At 67.0% G+C, this 14577-nt stretch carries 15 protein-coding genes; 9 read left to right on the forward strand and 6 right to left on the reverse strand.

Features of this window, described 5'->3' with window-relative positions; all coding sequences use genetic code 11:
• Window positions 1-164: 164 nt before the first annotated feature.
• A complete protein-coding gene (locus QOL57_RS05410; protein WP_089239400.1) occupies window positions 165-1163 on the forward strand; it encodes a polyprenyl synthetase family protein in 999 nt (332 codons plus the stop codon).
• Between the two features lie 97 nt (window positions 1164-1260).
• On the opposite strand, the gene QOL57_RS05415 is transcribed toward QOL57_RS05410, so the two are convergent.
• Window positions 1261-2052 carry a dienelactone hydrolase family protein gene (locus QOL57_RS05415; protein ID WP_089239398.1) on the reverse strand — a complete coding sequence of 264 codons (792 nt, stop codon included), beginning with the start codon at window positions 2050-2052 and terminating at the stop codon, window positions 1261-1263.
• 128 nt (window positions 2053-2180) lie between these two features.
• Here QOL57_RS05415 and QOL57_RS05420 point away from each other — a divergent pair, with 128 nt between their 5' ends.
• The gene (locus tag QOL57_RS05420; protein WP_089239396.1) at window positions 2181-2768 is read left to right on the forward strand and encodes an SMI1/KNR4 family protein; all 588 of its coding nucleotides are present in this window, start codon (window positions 2181-2183) and stop codon (window positions 2766-2768) included.
• 86 nt (window positions 2769-2854) lie between these two features.
• On the opposite strand, the gene murD is transcribed toward QOL57_RS05420, so the two are convergent.
• The 3 genes from murD to QOL57_RS05435 all read right to left on the reverse strand — a co-directional run bounded on the left by murD (window position 2855) and on the right by QOL57_RS05435 (window position 8282).
• Complete coding sequence (gene murD / locus QOL57_RS05425; protein ID WP_089239394.1) at window positions 2855-4264, reverse strand: UDP-N-acetylmuramoyl-L-alanine--D-glutamate ligase; 1410 nt, start codon at window positions 4262-4264, stop codon at window positions 2855-2857.
• Window positions 4245-5597, reverse strand: coding sequence for a UDP-N-acetyl-alpha-D-muramoyl-L-alanyl-L-glutamate epimerase (gene murL, locus QOL57_RS05430; RefSeq protein ID WP_089239392.1), 1353 nt, complete (start codon window positions 5595-5597; stop codon window positions 4245-4247). The genes murD and murL overlap by 20 nt, the downstream gene beginning before the upstream one ends.
• A gap of 90 nt (window positions 5598-5687) precedes the next feature.
• Window positions 5688-8282: a bifunctional aspartate kinase/diaminopimelate decarboxylase gene (locus tag QOL57_RS05435; RefSeq protein WP_089239390.1), complete on the reverse strand. Its 2595-nt coding sequence runs from the start codon at window positions 8280-8282 to the stop codon at window positions 5688-5690.
• A 75-nt stretch (window positions 8283-8357) separates the two neighbouring features.
• Between QOL57_RS05435 and QOL57_RS05440 the strand changes: the two genes are divergently transcribed.
• The gene (locus tag QOL57_RS05440; protein WP_089239388.1) at window positions 8358-9230 is read left to right on the forward strand and encodes a PhzF family phenazine biosynthesis protein; all 873 of its coding nucleotides are present in this window, start codon (window positions 8358-8360) and stop codon (window positions 9228-9230) included.
• Between the two features lie 95 nt (window positions 9231-9325).
• Entirely contained in the window at window positions 9326-10204 is an 879-nt protein-coding gene (locus tag QOL57_RS05445; protein WP_089239386.1) for a PhzF family phenazine biosynthesis protein, read from the forward strand.
• Window positions 10205-10287: 83 nt separating this feature from the next.
• On the opposite strand, the gene QOL57_RS05450 is transcribed toward QOL57_RS05445, so the two are convergent.
• Window positions 10288-10719, reverse strand: coding sequence for an OsmC family protein (locus tag QOL57_RS05450; protein ID WP_019659396.1), 432 nt, complete (start codon window positions 10717-10719; stop codon window positions 10288-10290).
• 370 nt (window positions 10720-11089) lie between these two features.
• Here QOL57_RS05450 and QOL57_RS05455 point away from each other — a divergent pair, with 370 nt between their 5' ends.
• The 4 genes from QOL57_RS05455 to QOL57_RS05470 all read left to right on the forward strand — a co-directional run bounded on the left by QOL57_RS05455 (window position 11090) and on the right by QOL57_RS05470 (window position 13369).
• On the forward strand, window positions 11090-11491 hold the full coding sequence (locus QOL57_RS05455; RefSeq protein ID WP_089239384.1) for an HU family DNA-binding protein: 402 nt from the start codon (window positions 11090-11092) through the stop codon (window positions 11489-11491).
• Window positions 11492-11783: 292 nt separating this feature from the next.
• On the forward strand, window positions 11784-12092 hold the full coding sequence (locus QOL57_RS05460) for a DUF3861 family protein (protein WP_089239382.1): 309 nt from the start codon (window positions 11784-11786) through the stop codon (window positions 12090-12092).
• 170 nt (window positions 12093-12262) lie between these two features.
• Entirely contained in the window at window positions 12263-12691 is a 429-nt protein-coding gene (locus tag QOL57_RS05465; RefSeq protein WP_342351569.1) for a hypothetical protein, read from the forward strand.
• Between the two features lie 81 nt (window positions 12692-12772).
• Window positions 12773-13369, forward strand: a complete 597-nt coding sequence (locus tag QOL57_RS05470) for a DUF1439 domain-containing protein (protein ID WP_089239378.1) — start codon at window positions 12773-12775, stop codon at window positions 13367-13369.
• Between the two features lie 71 nt (window positions 13370-13440).
• Here QOL57_RS05470 and QOL57_RS05475 read toward each other — a convergent pair whose 3' ends face one another.
• Entirely contained in the window at window positions 13441-13908 is a 468-nt protein-coding gene (locus QOL57_RS05475) for an SET domain-containing protein-lysine N-methyltransferase (RefSeq protein ID WP_089239376.1), read from the reverse strand.
• A gap of 210 nt (window positions 13909-14118) precedes the next feature.
• On the opposite strand from QOL57_RS05475, the gene QOL57_RS05480 reads away from it, so the two are divergent.
• Window positions 14119-14574: an SUF system Fe-S cluster assembly regulator gene (locus QOL57_RS05480; RefSeq protein ID WP_025873978.1), complete on the forward strand. Its 456-nt coding sequence runs from the start codon at window positions 14119-14121 to the stop codon at window positions 14572-14574.
• Window positions 14575-14577: the final 3 nt, after the last annotated feature.

The raw sequence follows: 14577 nt of genomic DNA on the forward strand, positions 1-14577 counted from the left end.
AACTCCCGCAAGCTTAGCGGGGGCCCACGACGATGGCGCTGCCTGCATACGTATTCACGCCGGACGACGTGGTCGGCGGTCCGCAGCGGCGGCCTGGGAACCGGTTTCCTCCCCAATTCACAGGCAACGCCTATAATCAGGGATGAGCCTGAAAGCCTGATCGCATGACCATCACTGAAGACACCCGTCCCGCCCTGGGCCTGTCCCAGATCCAGTCGCTTGCCGCAGCCGACATGGCTGCCGTCGATGCCCTGATCCGCCGCCGGCTGTCCTCGGATGTGGTGCTGATCAACCAGATCGCCGACCACATCATTTCCGCGGGCGGCAAACGCCTGCGGCCGATGCTGGTGATGCTGGCCGGCCATGCGGTCGGCGGCGCCGGCCCCGAGCACCACCAGCTGGCCGCGATCATCGAGTTCATCCACACCTCCACCCTGCTGCACGACGACGTGGTGGACGAATCCAGCCTGCGCCGCGGCCGCAGCACCGCCAATGCACTGTGGGGCAATGCGCCGAGCGTGCTGGTGGGCGACTTCCTGTACTCGCGCAGCTTCCAGCTGATGGTCGAGCTGGACCGGATGTCGGTGATGCAGATCCTGGCCGACACCACCAACCGCATCGCCGAAGGCGAAGTGCTGCAGCTGCTGCACGTGCACAACCCGGACACCGACGAAGCGGCCTACCTGCGCGTGATCGAGCGCAAGACTGCAGTGCTGTTCGCCGCCGGCACCCGCCTGGGTGCACTGGCCAGCGGCGTCGATGAAGCCACCCAGCAGGCCCTGTACGACTACGGCATGCACCTGGGCTACGCCTTCCAGATCGCCGATGACGTGCTGGATTACTCGGCCAACGCCGACGAGCTGGGCAAGAACCTCGGTGACGACCTGGCCGAAGGCAAGGCCACGCTGCCGTTGATCCACGCCATGGCCCATTCGGATGAAGCCACCCGCCAGCGCCTGCGCGAGATCGTGCAGAACGGTGACGCCTCGGCGATGCCGGAAGTGCTGGCCGCGATCCACGCCACCGGTGGCCTGGACTACAGCCGCCGTCGCGCCGAGGAATATGCGGAAACCGCCGAGCGCGCGCTCGACGGCCTGGCCGACAACGATGCCGTCGCCGCCCTGCGCGGCCTGACCCGCTACGCGGTACAGCGTTCGCATTGACGGCATTCGGTAGTGCCGGCCGCTGGCCGGCAGTCCCGATAGCACCCGCAGCATCAGGAGGTTGCCGGCCAGCGGCCGGCACTACCTCTGTATCGCCTCAACGCTTTTCGAAGCGCTCCTCGAAGAACTCATCCAGCGCCTTCCAGGCACGCTTCGCCGCACGCTCGTTGTACTGACAGCCCGGCGGGCTGTTGGCATCGCGCTCGGCAAAGCAGTGCACCGCACCGCTGTAGTTGGTGAACTCCCAGTCCACCTTGGCCGCATCCATTTCCTTCTGGAAGCTGCCGATATCCTCGGCGGTCACGCTCTTGTCGTCGGCGCCATTCAACACCAGCACCGACGGATGGTTGCCGCCGGCCTGCGCCGGCAAGGGCGAGCCGAGCCCGCCATGCAGGCTGACCACGCCCGCCAGCGGCGCGCCGGCGCGGGCCAGTTCCAGCACCGTGGTGCCACCGAAGCAGAAGCCCACCGCGCCGATCCGGCTGGCGTCCAGCGGTGCCTTGCCCGCCTGCGCCTTCAGCACGTTGACCGCCTCCAGTGCCCGCGCCCGCAGCAGTGGTCGATCATTGCGCAGCTTGGTCGCCACCGGCCCGGCCTCGGCATCGGTCTTCGGTCGCACGCCCTTGCCGTACACATCGGCCACCAGCACCACGTAGTCATCGCCAGCCAGCTGCTTGGCCTTCTCGATGGCCGATTCGTTCACGCCCTTCCAGTTCGGCACCATCACCAGGCCCGGGCGCTTGTCGTTGTCGCCATCGTCATAGACCAGCACGCCACTGAAGGTCGTGCCCTGGTGCTTCCACTCCACCGGCTGCGTCTTCATCGCCGCAAACGCTGGCATCGCCGCCAGCCCCAGTACCATCGCCATACCGCAACGCCAACGGTTCATGCGCCTGCTCCAGAAAAAGGGGACGGAGGGGATCAAGCCGGAATCGCCCCTCCCGCGTCGCATTCTGCATTGGCTGCGTGACGCAGGTGTGGTTGGATACCACCTGATCCCCTCCGTCCTCTTTCTGCATGAACCTTGTCGAACGCTTTCTCTCCGGCCTGATCCCGCGCTTGCCCGAAGACGATGCCCCGCAATGGGCATGGACCGAAGGTGCCAGCGAGGCCGATCTGCAACGCCTGCGCGCGCAGTGGCCCCAGGTTCCAGGCAGCCTGGTCGAGCTGCTGTCGCGCGTGGACGGCACGCATTTCCGTCAGTACCCGAAGGGCGAGGTCTGCGTGCTGATGCTGGGCTCGGACGTGGGCGACTATCCGTACTACCTGCGCTCGGTGGCGCAGATATTCGAAGACCAGCAGCAGTGGGACGACAGCATCCGCTCCATCTACGAAGAATGGCTGGAAGAAGAACCGGAGATCCTCGGTGCCGGCATCGATGCCGACCTATCGATGAGCCGTCGCCTGTGCTTCTCGCACTGCATGAACAACGGCGGCACCTCGATGCTGTACCTGGATTTCGATCCCGCACCCGGCGGCAGCATAGGCCAGGTGGTGCGCTATCTGCACGACCCGGACAGCTATGCAGTGATCGCACCCAGCTTCGATGCGTACCTGCAGCAGTTGATTGATCGCGATTACGCGTTCATCAACGAAGACGAATGAAGGCAGCCGAGCGTGGGCTCGGCTCTACAGTAGATCCACGCCATGCGTGGATGGATTCACGCGGTATCCCGTTGAGGTCAGAGCCCTCAGCCGATCCCGATCCCCGGAATCGCGCTGATCGTGTCCGGGTCGAACCCGGCCAGTTCGGCGAAATGCCGCCCGCGTGCAACGTAATCGCGGTAGGCGCCATAGCTCGGCGCCCCCGGCGACAGCAGCACCACCCCACCCTGCTCGCCCAGTGCGCGACGCGCCAGCGCCATTGCCTCGGGCAGATCGGCAGCCGCATGCAGGCCGAAACGGCCGGCATCGGCCAACGGCTGCAGCATCGCGTGGATGCGCGGGCCGTTGCTGCCCATGGTCACGATCTCCACGGGTGGGACGTCATGCGCCATGTGCTGCATGAAGTCAGTCCAGTCCAGGCCACGATCATGCCCGCCCACCAGCAGCGCGATGCGCTGGCCGGCAAAGCACTCCAGCGCAGCCAGGCTGGCATGCGGCGTAGTGCTGATCGAATCGTTGACGTAGGTGAGGCCATCGGCCTCGCCAATCCGCTGCAGGCGGTTCGGCAGCGGCCGGAAATCCTGCACGGCCGGCGCCAGCGCCACCGCATCCAGGCCCAGCGCCTCCAGCGCAGCCAGCACCGCGCACAGATTGCCGCGGTTGTGGCGGCCCGGCAGTGGCGTGTTGCGGGTATCAAACACCGCCTGCTCACCGCGATGCACGACGTCGCCGCGCATATGCCAGCCCTGCGGCTGGTTGAACCAGACCACCTCGCTGGCGGGCAGCGACAGCGCGGCCAAGTGCGGGTCTGCGGCATTGAGCACGGCAACGCGCGGCGCGGCGCCAGTCACCAGTTGCAGCTTGTCTTCGATGTAGCGCTGTTCGCTGCCGTGCCAGTCCAGGTGCTCCGGGAACAGGTTCAGTACCACGGCTACCTGCGGGTGCGCATTACTACGTGCGACCTCGCCGGTCTGGTAGCTGGACAGCTCCACCGCCCAGTACGCGGGCGCCGGTTGCGGGTCCAGCACTTCCAGCAGCGGCAGGCCGATGTTGCCGACCAGACCGGTGCGATGCCCGGCTGCGCGCAGCAGGTGCGCGACCAGCGCGGTGGTGGTGCTCTTGCCCTTGGTGCCGGTCACGCAGATCGTGTCGCGCACGGTGCCATCGGCATCGGCGTGTTCGGCGAACCACAACGCCGTGCCACCGATGAAGACGGTGCCCTGCCCGGCCGCCGCCAGCGCGATCGGCAGATACGGGCTGATCCCGGGCGACTTGATCACCACCTCGAATGAAGCCAGTGCTTCGGCCGTGGGTTCGCCGCGTACATCCAGCGCGCCCTGCGTTTCCGCACGCGCGGCCTCGACCTCGGTGGCCGGGCAGAACAGGCTCAGGCCAAGCGATGGCAGGCGCGCGCGCAGCACCGCAAACGCAGCACGCCCCTCACGCCCCCAGCCCCACAGCGCTACGCGCTTGCCTTCAAGCTGCGAAATCTTCACGCACCCGTTCCCACAGCGTCGCCGGAATACGATGTTCGCCCTGCAGCTGCATCAGCGGTGCCAGCTCCAGTTCTGCCGCATCCAGCTGCGGCCGGATTTCATTGCAGAAACGCTTCACCAGCGCGTCTTCCTTCCACTCCGGGCGCTGCGCCAGGGTCGCCATCGCCGCACGCGATTCGCGGCCTTCGCCCACGCATTCGAACGGCTTGTGGTCCTGGAATTCCAGCAACGCGTCGAAGCCACCGGCCTGCTCGATGTCATCCAACAGGTTGCGGCCGAAGATGCGCACCAGGCGGGTTTTCGGCATGAACGGGGCCAGCGCCAGGAACACGAAGTGGCACTTCGGGCAGACGCCGCACCAGCGGTTTACCGGGCGCTCGCCAAGGATGTGGAAGTTGCGGTTGCAGCTGGAGAAATGCGCGTCGTAGAAATCGCTCTTGGCGAACTGGCGGGCCACCGCCAGCTCCGACATCGGCCGCAGCAGCGAGTAGTACTGCAGATCAGCGGCCACCTGTTTCTGCACGTACATGCCGAAGGCCTGCTCGAACGCCCAGCCCTTCGACCACTGGTGGTTGACCTCGCCGGTGCCCGGAATCTGGCTGCCGTAGCTGGCCGACCGTTCATTGGAGAACACCACCTGGTCCACGCCCTGCAGCACTGCAGCCAGCACCATGATCGCCGAGTTCACCGCGGTGACCGGGATGTGGCCGTTCCATGCGCCCTGGCGGTTGAGCTCGAACAGTTCCGGCGCCAGCGCGCGACCGAGGTTCAGCGTCGGCAGCCCGGTGCGCTCGGCACAGGCACGGATCAACTGCGAACCACCAATCCAGGTCACCGTCTCGTCCACGCCGGCGCGACGCAGCGCTTCGATGCTGACCAGCGAATCCTTGCCGCCACCGATGGCCACCAGCGCATGCGCCTGCAGGCCCAGCACCGGTGCCTGCACCGCTTCGCCCTGCACCGGCAGGCGGAAACGCCCACGCAGGTTCAGGCCGTTGCGGTAGGCGAACTCACCCAGGCCGTTGAGGTAGATGGTCTCCACCAGCGCCGCGGTATCGGCATCGATGCTGTAGCTGTCGATGCTGACCGTATCGGGCACACCGGCCTTGTAGTAGCTCACACCGGCAATCAGGTGCAGCAGCCGCAGCGCGCGCTGCACGGCGTCGGCGCGCGCCGGCTCCAGCACGAACGGGGCGCCGGGCACGGTAACGGTTTCCACCATTTCCGGGCCGTCATCGAAGGCGTAGACCAGCTTGGCCACGCCGGTGTCCGCGGCGAATTCGCAGCGGACGAAGCGGAAGCGGGAAACCTGGTGTTTATCGAAAGCAGTCATGGTGAATCCAGTTCAAGCACGGTCAGGCACGTGCCCGCGCGCAGGCGCGGGACGTGTCGGTGGGCGGGTGCAGGGCGCGGAAGGCGGCGATCATTCGATCACGTCCTCGCGCGGCATCGCCCGTTGGTTGTAGGTGTTGGACATCACATAGCCGTAGGCGCCGGCGTCGGCGATCAGCATCACATCGTCCGGCGCGGTCGACACCGGCAGCTTGCGGCGCTTGCCGAACACATCGCTGGATTCGCAGATCGGGCCGACCACATCGAACGCTGCTTCGGCGTAACCGCCCTGGCGGCTGAGGTTCTCGATGTCGTGCCAGGCGTCGTACAGAGCCGGGCGCATCAGCGTGTTCATGCCGGCATCCAGGCCGACACGGCGCACGCCGTCCTTTTCCACCACCTGGGTGGCGTGAGTCAGCAGCACGCCCGATTCGGCCACCAGGAAGCGGCCCGGCTCGATCGCCAGGCGGAACGCCGGGTGCAGCGCCTTGACCTCGGCCAGGCCCTCGGCCCAGGCATCCAGGTCGAACGGCTCGTCTTCGTCGCTGTACGGAATCGGCAGGCCACCACCGATGTCGATGGTCTGCACGCTGCCGATACGGCGCGCGAAACCGGCCAGCTCATCGCACATCAGGCGCCAGTGCTGGGCGGTTTCCACGCCACTGCCCAGATGCGCATGCAGACCGACCACGCGCGTGCCCAGCTCGGTGGCCGCGCGCACGAACTCGTCCACGCGCGCGATCGGCAGGCCGAACTTGGATTCCTTGCCACCGGTGCGGACCTTGGCGTGATGGCCTTCGCCACGACCCAGGTCCACGCGCAGCCACAGCTCGCGGTTGCGGAACAGGTCGGGCCAGCGCTGCAGGGCTTCGACGTTGTCGACAGTGACGGTCACGCCCAGCGCGAACGCCGCTTCGTACTCGCTGCGCGGGCAGAAGCTGGGGGTGAACAGCACGCGCTTGGGCGACAGTTCCGGAATGGCCTGGAACACATGCTTCAGCTCGCCGTGCGACACGCACTCCAGGCCGAAGCCTTCGGCTTCCAGCAGCTGCAGGATGGCCGGATGGCTGTTGGCCTTGATCGCGTAATAACGCTGGTCGATCGGCTTGATCGCCGCCAGCGCACGGGCACGCGCCCGTACCGTCGGCAGGTGATAGACGTAGCGCGGCGTGCCGGCATCGGCCAGCTGCAGCAGGTGCGCACGCTGGCCGCGCCACCACGGCGTACCACGCGGACGCACGGTGCCGGCGATTTCGCGCCAGCGCGGGCCGAACACTTCGGTCTCTTCCACCGGCATCGCGCCGCTGTCGATCAGCTCGGCGTGCAGGATCGGCAGCAGACCATCGGCATCGGCCTCGTCGATGACGAAGGTCAGGTTCAGGTCGTTGGACGACTGCGAGATCATGTGCACGCGCTCACGACCGAAGGTCGCCCACACGTCCGACAGCTTGTGCAGCAGCGAGCGCATGCCCAGGCCGACCAGGGTGATCGCCGCGCACGGCACGATCACCTTGACCTTGCAGATCTGCGACAGGTCCGCCGACAGTGCGGCCAGCACATCGGTGTTGACCAGGTTCTCGGACGGGTCCAGCGACACGGTGACGTTGGTCTCGGCCGAACCGATCAGATCCACCGACAGACCGTGCTTCTTGAACAGGCCGAACACATCGGCGAGGAAGCCGACCTGCTGCCACATGCCGATGCCTTCCATCGACACCAGCACGATGCCGTTGCGGCGGCTGATTGCCTTCACCCCCGGCACCGGCGCGGCGTTGCCGTCGATGCTGGTACCCGGCAGTTCCGGGCGCTCGGTATCGAGGATCGCCATCGGCACGCCGGCATCGCGGCACGGCTTGATCGAGCGCGGGTGCAGCACCTTGGCGCCGGTGGTGGCGATTTCCTGCGCTTCGTAATAGTCCAGGCGGGTCAGCAGGCGCGCGTCCGGCACGTCCTTGGGATTGGCGCTGAACATGCCCGGCACATCGGTCCAGATCTCCACGCGGCTGGCGCCGAGCAGCGCACCGAAGTACGCCGCCGAGGTATCCGAACCGCCGCGGCCGAGAATGGCCGTGCCACCGTCGGCGTGGCGGGAAATGAAGCCCTGGGTGATCAGCAGGCGCGTGGGCTGCGCGCGGAAGCGCTGCGCCCATTCCGCATCGGCACGCCACTGGCAGTTCACCGACAGGCGCTGCGACCAGTCGCTCTGGTTCGGCTGCGGCGGCAGCGCATCCAGCCACTGGCGTGCATCCATCCAGCCGAAATCCAGGCCGCTGGCACGCAGGTAGGCCGCGCCCAGGCTGGACGACAGCAGTTCACCCTGGCCCAGCACTTCGGCCTGCCATTCCAGAGGACGGTTGGGCGCACGCGGGTCGTCCAGCAGGCCCTGCAGTGCGGCCAGGCGCTCGGCCAGCACCTCGGCGCCCAGGCCCAGTTCTTCCAGGAAGCCCTGGTGGCGTTCGACCAGCGCCGCCACGCGATCACGGCTGTCCGGCGCGCCATCGGCAATCGCGGTCAGTTCGTTGGTGACCCCGGACAGTGCCGAAACCACCACCAGCACGCGCGATCCGGTCTCTTCCGCCCGTTTTTTCGCCAGCTTCCCGATCGTGTCCCAGCGGTGGCGACGCGACACCGAGGTGCCGCCGAACTTCAGTACGATCCAACGATCGACAAGGGGGGAAGCTGACATGGATAGGCTATGTGTAATGTGGGGAAGCCGCCCTTGGGGGCGGAACCTTCGATTCTAAGCCCAATACACCCGTCAATGACCGCCTACCGCTACCTGCAGCTCGATGTCTTCGCCCATCACCCCGGTGCCGGCAACCCGCTCGGTGTCGTGTTTGACGCGGATGGGCTGTCCACCGACCGCATGCAGGCCCTTGCTGCCTGGCTGAACCTGTCCGAGACCGTGTTCTTCCTGCGCCCCACCGCTGCCGGCGCCGACTACCACATCCGCATCTTCACCCCTGCCAGCGAGCTGCCCTTCGCCGGCCATCCCAGCGTGGGTGCCGCCTGGGCGGCGGTCACCTGCGGCCTGGTGCAGCCACGCGACGGGGCTCTGGTACAGCAATGCGCGGCCGGCCTGCTGCCGGTGCAGGTCACCGGCCCGGCCAACGCGCCCACCATCCGCCTGGCCAGCCCAGCGGCGCGCCTGCTGCCGACAGCACCGGGCGCCGTTCCGGAAGCGCTGCGCGCCGTCATCGCCGAGGGCCAGGCCGTCGAACTCTGGGAAAACGGCCCGCGCTGGTGGCTGCTGCCGCTGCGCGATGCCGACACCGTGCGCACGCTGGTACCGGACATGGCGGCCCTGCGCGACTGGAGCATGGCCACCGATGCGCTCGGCGTAGCCGTGTTCGCGCTCGAACCCAGTGCCGACCATGACCTGGTGGTGCGTGCGTTCTGCCCCGCCGATGCGCCCAACGTGCCCGAGGATCCGGTGACCGGCAGCGTCAACGCGCTGATCGGCGCCTGGCTGCGGCAGCGCAATGCCCTGCCCGGCAAGAACGGGAGCTACGTGGCCAGCCAGGGCCGCGAGGTCGGCCGCGACGGCCGCGTCCAGGTCACCGTCGACGCGCAGGGCACGGTATGGATCGGTGGCCAGGTGCAGCCGGTGATCGACGGCCACATCCGCTGGTAGCGCCGGGCCACGCCCGCCGGCCTGCCGCGCTGCACGCTCGCGGGGCATGCCCCCCGCGCTACCCTATGCGGCCTGTTTCCTGGAGTTCCCGCCTGATGTCCGCACGCCGTTTCCTGCAGCTGGATGTGTTTTCCCCGCGCCCGGGCGCTGGCAATCCGCTGGCTGTCGTGCTCGATGCCGAAGGCCTGGACGATGCGGCAATGCAGGCCATCGCCCGCTGGACCCGCCTGCCCGAAACCACCTTCGTGTTCCCGCCACAGGCGCCCGGCAGCAGCTATCGGCTGCGCATGTTCAGCCCGCAGAAGGAAGTGCCGTTCGCCGGCCATCCCAGCGTCGGCACCGCCCATGCAGTGCTGCAGGCGGGCCTCGCCATGCCCGTCGACGGAGTACTGGTACAGGACGGCATCGCCGGGGCGCTGCCACTGCGCGTGACCGGCGAAGGCGCACAGCAGCGCATCGCGATCCGTACGCCACGTGCACAGCTGGCCGAGACCGCGGTTGCCAACGATCCGCGCCTGCAGCCAGCCCTGCAGGGCTGGCCACTGGGTTCGCTGCCGCCGGCCCGCATGCAGGGCGGTCGCAGCTGGTGGGTCGTGCAGGTCGCCGACGAGGCCGCGTTGCGCGCCCTGCGCCCTGATTGGGATGCAATCGCCACGCTGGCTGAATCGACCGACAGCATGGGCGTGTTCGCCTATGCCTTTGCCGATGGCAGCGAAGGTTACGACCTGGCCGTGCGCGCCTTCGTCGGCAATGGACGGCGCTTCGAGGATGCAGCTTCAGGCGCGGCCAACGCCGTGCTGGCGGCCTGGCTGGACCTCCGCGATGCCCTGCCGCGCGGCCGCCGGCCCTTCGAAGTCAGCCAGGGCCGCGAAGTTGGCCACGATGCGCGCCTGACCCTGCTGGTCGACGAAGACGGCGAGGTCTGGTCCGGTGGCCAGGTGCAGACGGTGATTTCCGGCACCATCGACTGGTGATTGCCCGCACGCGGGGTAGCGCCGGGCCATGCCCGGCGTCTTTCCGCTGCGCTCGCCGGGCATGGCCCGGCGCTACCGCCTTCTCAGCCCAGCTCGGCTTCGAGGCTGATCGGCACTGCGCTCAGTGCCTTGGAAACCGGGCAGTTCTGCTTGGCGTCATCGGCGATCGCGCGGAACTGCGTCGCATCGATTCCCGGCACCACCGCCTTCACTTTCAGCCGGATCTGCGACAGCTGCGGGCCGCCTTCCATCGACAGATCGACTTTGGCTTCGGTATCCAGCGAGGTCGGGGTGAAACCGGCTTCGCCGAGCTTGGCTGACAGCGCCATGGTGAAACAACCGGCGTGCGCGGCGGCGATCAGCTCTTCGGGATTGGTGCCCTTTTCATCACCGAAACGGCTGTTGAAACCGTAGCGGGTTTTGTCCAGCAGGCCGCTCTGTGGCGTGCTCAACTGGCCCTTGCCCGACTTCAGGTCGCCTTCCCAATGCGCAGTAGCGTGTCGCGAGATTCCCATGTCCTGCTCCGTTGTGGCTGCGATGAACCAATACCCTGGCACGCGCCGCGTTAGCCCTGCGTCGCTCCGCCGCATGCGCCGCGCCTGTCCCGAGCCAGCGAGTGGACACTTCTTCGCCACCAACCCGGCGATTTTTCCCTTGTTTTCAGTCATTTCGCCAACCCGACCGAAAACACGGACACTGCGGTGCAGTGCACCACGACACCCGTTTGCCGCACGGCCGGCCATGTACTGAATCGGCCTGGATATGAAAAAACATGCACTTTCAGCGCTCCAGGCTATTGGCGGCGCCCAAGAGTTGCCCTACATTGCGCTTGCCGACGGGGTTCGGCGCCGACCAAACAACCAACCGTTCACGGAACAGGAAACCATGGCAAAGACCGCTAAGAAGGCTGCCCCGAAGAAGGCAGTGAAGAAAGTCGCGACGAAGGCTGCCGCCGCCAAGCCGGCCGCTCCGAAGCCGATCAAGGAAGTGCTGACCAAGTCGGGCCTGGTTGCACACATCGCTGAAGTCTCCGGCGTTGTCGCCAAGGACGTCCGCGCTGTGCTGGCCTCGCTGGAAGGCGCTGTCGCCGCTTCGGTGCACAAGAAGGGCGCAGGCTCGTTCACCCTGCCGGGCCTGCTGAAGATCAGCACCGTCAATGTGGCAGCCAAGCCGAAGCGCAAGGGCATCAACCCGTTCACCAAGGAAGAGCAGTGGTTCGCCGCCAAGCCGGCCACCACCAAGCTCAAGGTTCGCCCGCTGAAGAAGCTCAAGGACGCTGCGCTCTAAGCGCGCGCCCTGCAGCGGATACCCGACGGGACGGCCTTGGCCGTCCCGTTTTTTTTGCCCGCTCTCCAGTAGATCCACGCCACGCGTGGATGCCGTCCCCTGCGACCCCGCAACACAGCGTTTCCCGCGCCCACGCAATCACCCGCACAGGCCCGCCGCCCATGGCCGCGCCGCTGTTTTTGCAGCGCAGGAACGAACCGGGTGGAACACTGCGTGCAGCCCCGGCCATCGCCGCCGGCCGATGCCTTGCCTATGGTGGACCCATTCCTCCCCACCAGCGCGAGCACCCCTCATGGCCAGCCCCTCCACCCGCTACCGGATCTCGGTGACCCCGATCGAAAAGGACGGGCACCAGTGCACCGGGCGCTGCACCATCGAACTGGAACACCGCGCCAGCCGCGACCTGATGCGCCTGCTGGAATCGGCACCGCGCACGGCAGGCCTGAGCGGCGACGAACGTGCCACCCTGGTGGTGGCCACCCAGCTGCTGCGTGACATCGTGCAGCGCCATGCAGACACCGACGGCCATGCCCTGGCAGCGATTTCCGCACAGGTGCTGCCGGCATTGGATGCGCTGGAGCAGCTTCCCTCTTCGCGCTGAGCCGGCCCCGGCCGTTACACTGCCGCCTTCCAGGTCGCCTCGGGGAGGAGGCAGACATGCGCGGTTCTCTTTACTTGCTGATCCCGTTGCTTGCGGTGGGGTGTTCCAACCCGACCCCTCCAGCCGATTCCACCACGTCGGACTCAGCCGCCGCCGCGACCGCCCCTTCCGTGCCTACGACGAACACAGCCCCGGAATCTGCGACCGTCGACGCGATCACCATCGACCCGCTGTATGGCGCCGTTGCCATCGGCAGCGAATCGCCCGCAGCGATGCTCAACCGCTACATGCTCGACCTGCTCAACCAGAACAAGGCGCGCAGCGATGCAGCCTGGACCTACGCCCCGGCCGACCCGCGCCATGCTGACGACGCCGTACTGCGCCTGCTGCCCGACGTGCGCAACCTGCGGCTGGACAGTGATGTGGCGCTGCCACGCGACGATGGCCAGCCATCGCGTCTGCTGGAAGTGCCGGTGAAGATCCGTGCAGTGACCGCCAAGGGCACCTTCCGCTACCACGGCTGGTACCGCGTACAACCGAGTGCCGACGGCCGCGCCTGGCAGATCCAGTCGGCCAGCCTGCAGCCAACGCTGGACTGAACCGTTGCAGCGGTGTGTACCCGCGATTCAGCGGGCAAAGCTACTCTGTAGGCCTCTTCGATCCTTCTTCCGGTCACCGCCATGCGCCTGCGTTCCCTGATGACCCGCCTTGCCGCCTCGACCGTGCTGATTGCTGCCGCGATCGGTGCCCAGGCCGCCCCTTCGATCTCCGGTCGCGAACTGGCAGTTGGCGCCAGCGACGTGCAGCAATATCTGGACGGCAGCTTCCCGCGCACCCAGGACGCACTGGGCGGCCTGATCGCGCTGACCATGAGCCACCCGCAGCTGAGCCTGCCGGCAGGCGAGCGATTGAACCTGGGCATGGACGTGGCGCTGGCCACCGCGGGCGGCAACCCGGCCAAGCTGGGCACGGTGAAGCTCAGCAGCGGCCTGCGCTATGACGCGCAGACCCAGGGCTTCCACCTGCAGCAGCCGACCGTGGATGATTTCACCCCGGCCAACCAGGGCGGCCGTCTCGACTCGCGTACCCGCGGTCTGCTCAACGCATGGCTGAGCGACTACGCCCAGCGCGAACCGATCTACAAGCTGGACCCGGCCGTGGCCGGCCTGCTAGGTGCCCTGCAGGTGCAGTCGGCGCAGGTGAAGAACGGCAAGCTGGTGGTGACCTTCAACCAGAACCTGGGCAACCTGGTGCCAGCCGGCGTGCTCGGCAAATAAGGTAGTGCCGGCCGCTGGCCGGCAATCCTTTCACGCACGTGCCGGCCAGCGGCCGGCACTACCCAACGCCTTCAGCGCTTGGGCTGCAGCATCGTGCCGGTGCACTTGGGCGAACCGCAGCGGCACTCCCAGATCTTCTTCAGCTTGGCCGTATGCCGCTCGGCCAGGGTGATGCCGTAGTTGTAGGTCAGCTCTTCGCCGGCCTTGATATCGCGCAGCGCCTCGATGAAGACCTTGTCGCCACGACTGTCACCGTCCTCGTTTTCCTCGATCACCGCCTCGCAGTTCGGGTCGCAGCTGTGGTTGATCCAGCGCGCGTCGTTGCCCTTGTAGTTGGCATCGATCACCCAGTCATCGTTGAGGGTGAACAGGAAGGTATGGCCACTTTCCACATCGCCACTGTCATCGGCATCGACATCGCCGTGGCTGCGCAGCAGGCCCTTGTACTGGATCACGCGCTCGCCCTGCTTGATCGGGGCCACGGAAAACACACCGTTGCCGTGGATGGCGGACTTGCGGGCTTGGATCTTCTTGGGCATCGGCAAGAGACGTTTGCAGCGAAAGGAACGTTGATTCTCGCCCATTCCGGGTGATTGCGAAAATCACCCCCATGCCGCAGCATGTCGCCCCGTCGGCCGCCCTCGGCCGCCGACCCGCAGCCGGCCCCAAGCGCCCGCTGAATGGCCGGGTTGGATGCCGGCAAATAAAAGCGTACAATTTCAGTCCGCTTTAAGAACCACTCGCATCCCATGTTGCGCGTCACCAAGCTCACCGATTACGCCACCGTCGTACTGACCGTGCTCGCCGCCCGTCCGGGCGAGGTGCTCAGTGCCACCGAGCTGGCCGAATTCACCGGTCTGGAGCCGCCCACCGTCAGCAAGGTGCTCAAGCCACTGGCCCAGGCCGGCCTGGTCGAAGGCCTGCGCGGTGTCCGCGGCGGCTACCGGCTGACCCGTCCATCGATCGAGATCTCGCTGTTTGAAGTGGTCGAAGCCATGGAAGGGCCGTTGGCCCTGACCGAGTGCAGCCACGACCACCACCAGTGCGGCATGGCGCCCAAGTGCGGCGCGCGCAGCAGCTGGCGGCTGATCAACGACGTGGTCTCCGAGGCCCTGCGCGACGTCAGCCTGGCGCAGATCCTGCCCCCTCTTCCCCTTGTCGACGAAGAACAGCGCCGCACCATCGCTGTCGACGTCGTCTCCTGATCC

This window comes from Stenotrophomonas sp. yr243 (genome assembly GCF_900184195.1).
GTDB lineage: Bacteria > Pseudomonadota > Gammaproteobacteria > Xanthomonadales > Xanthomonadaceae > Stenotrophomonas > Stenotrophomonas lactitubi.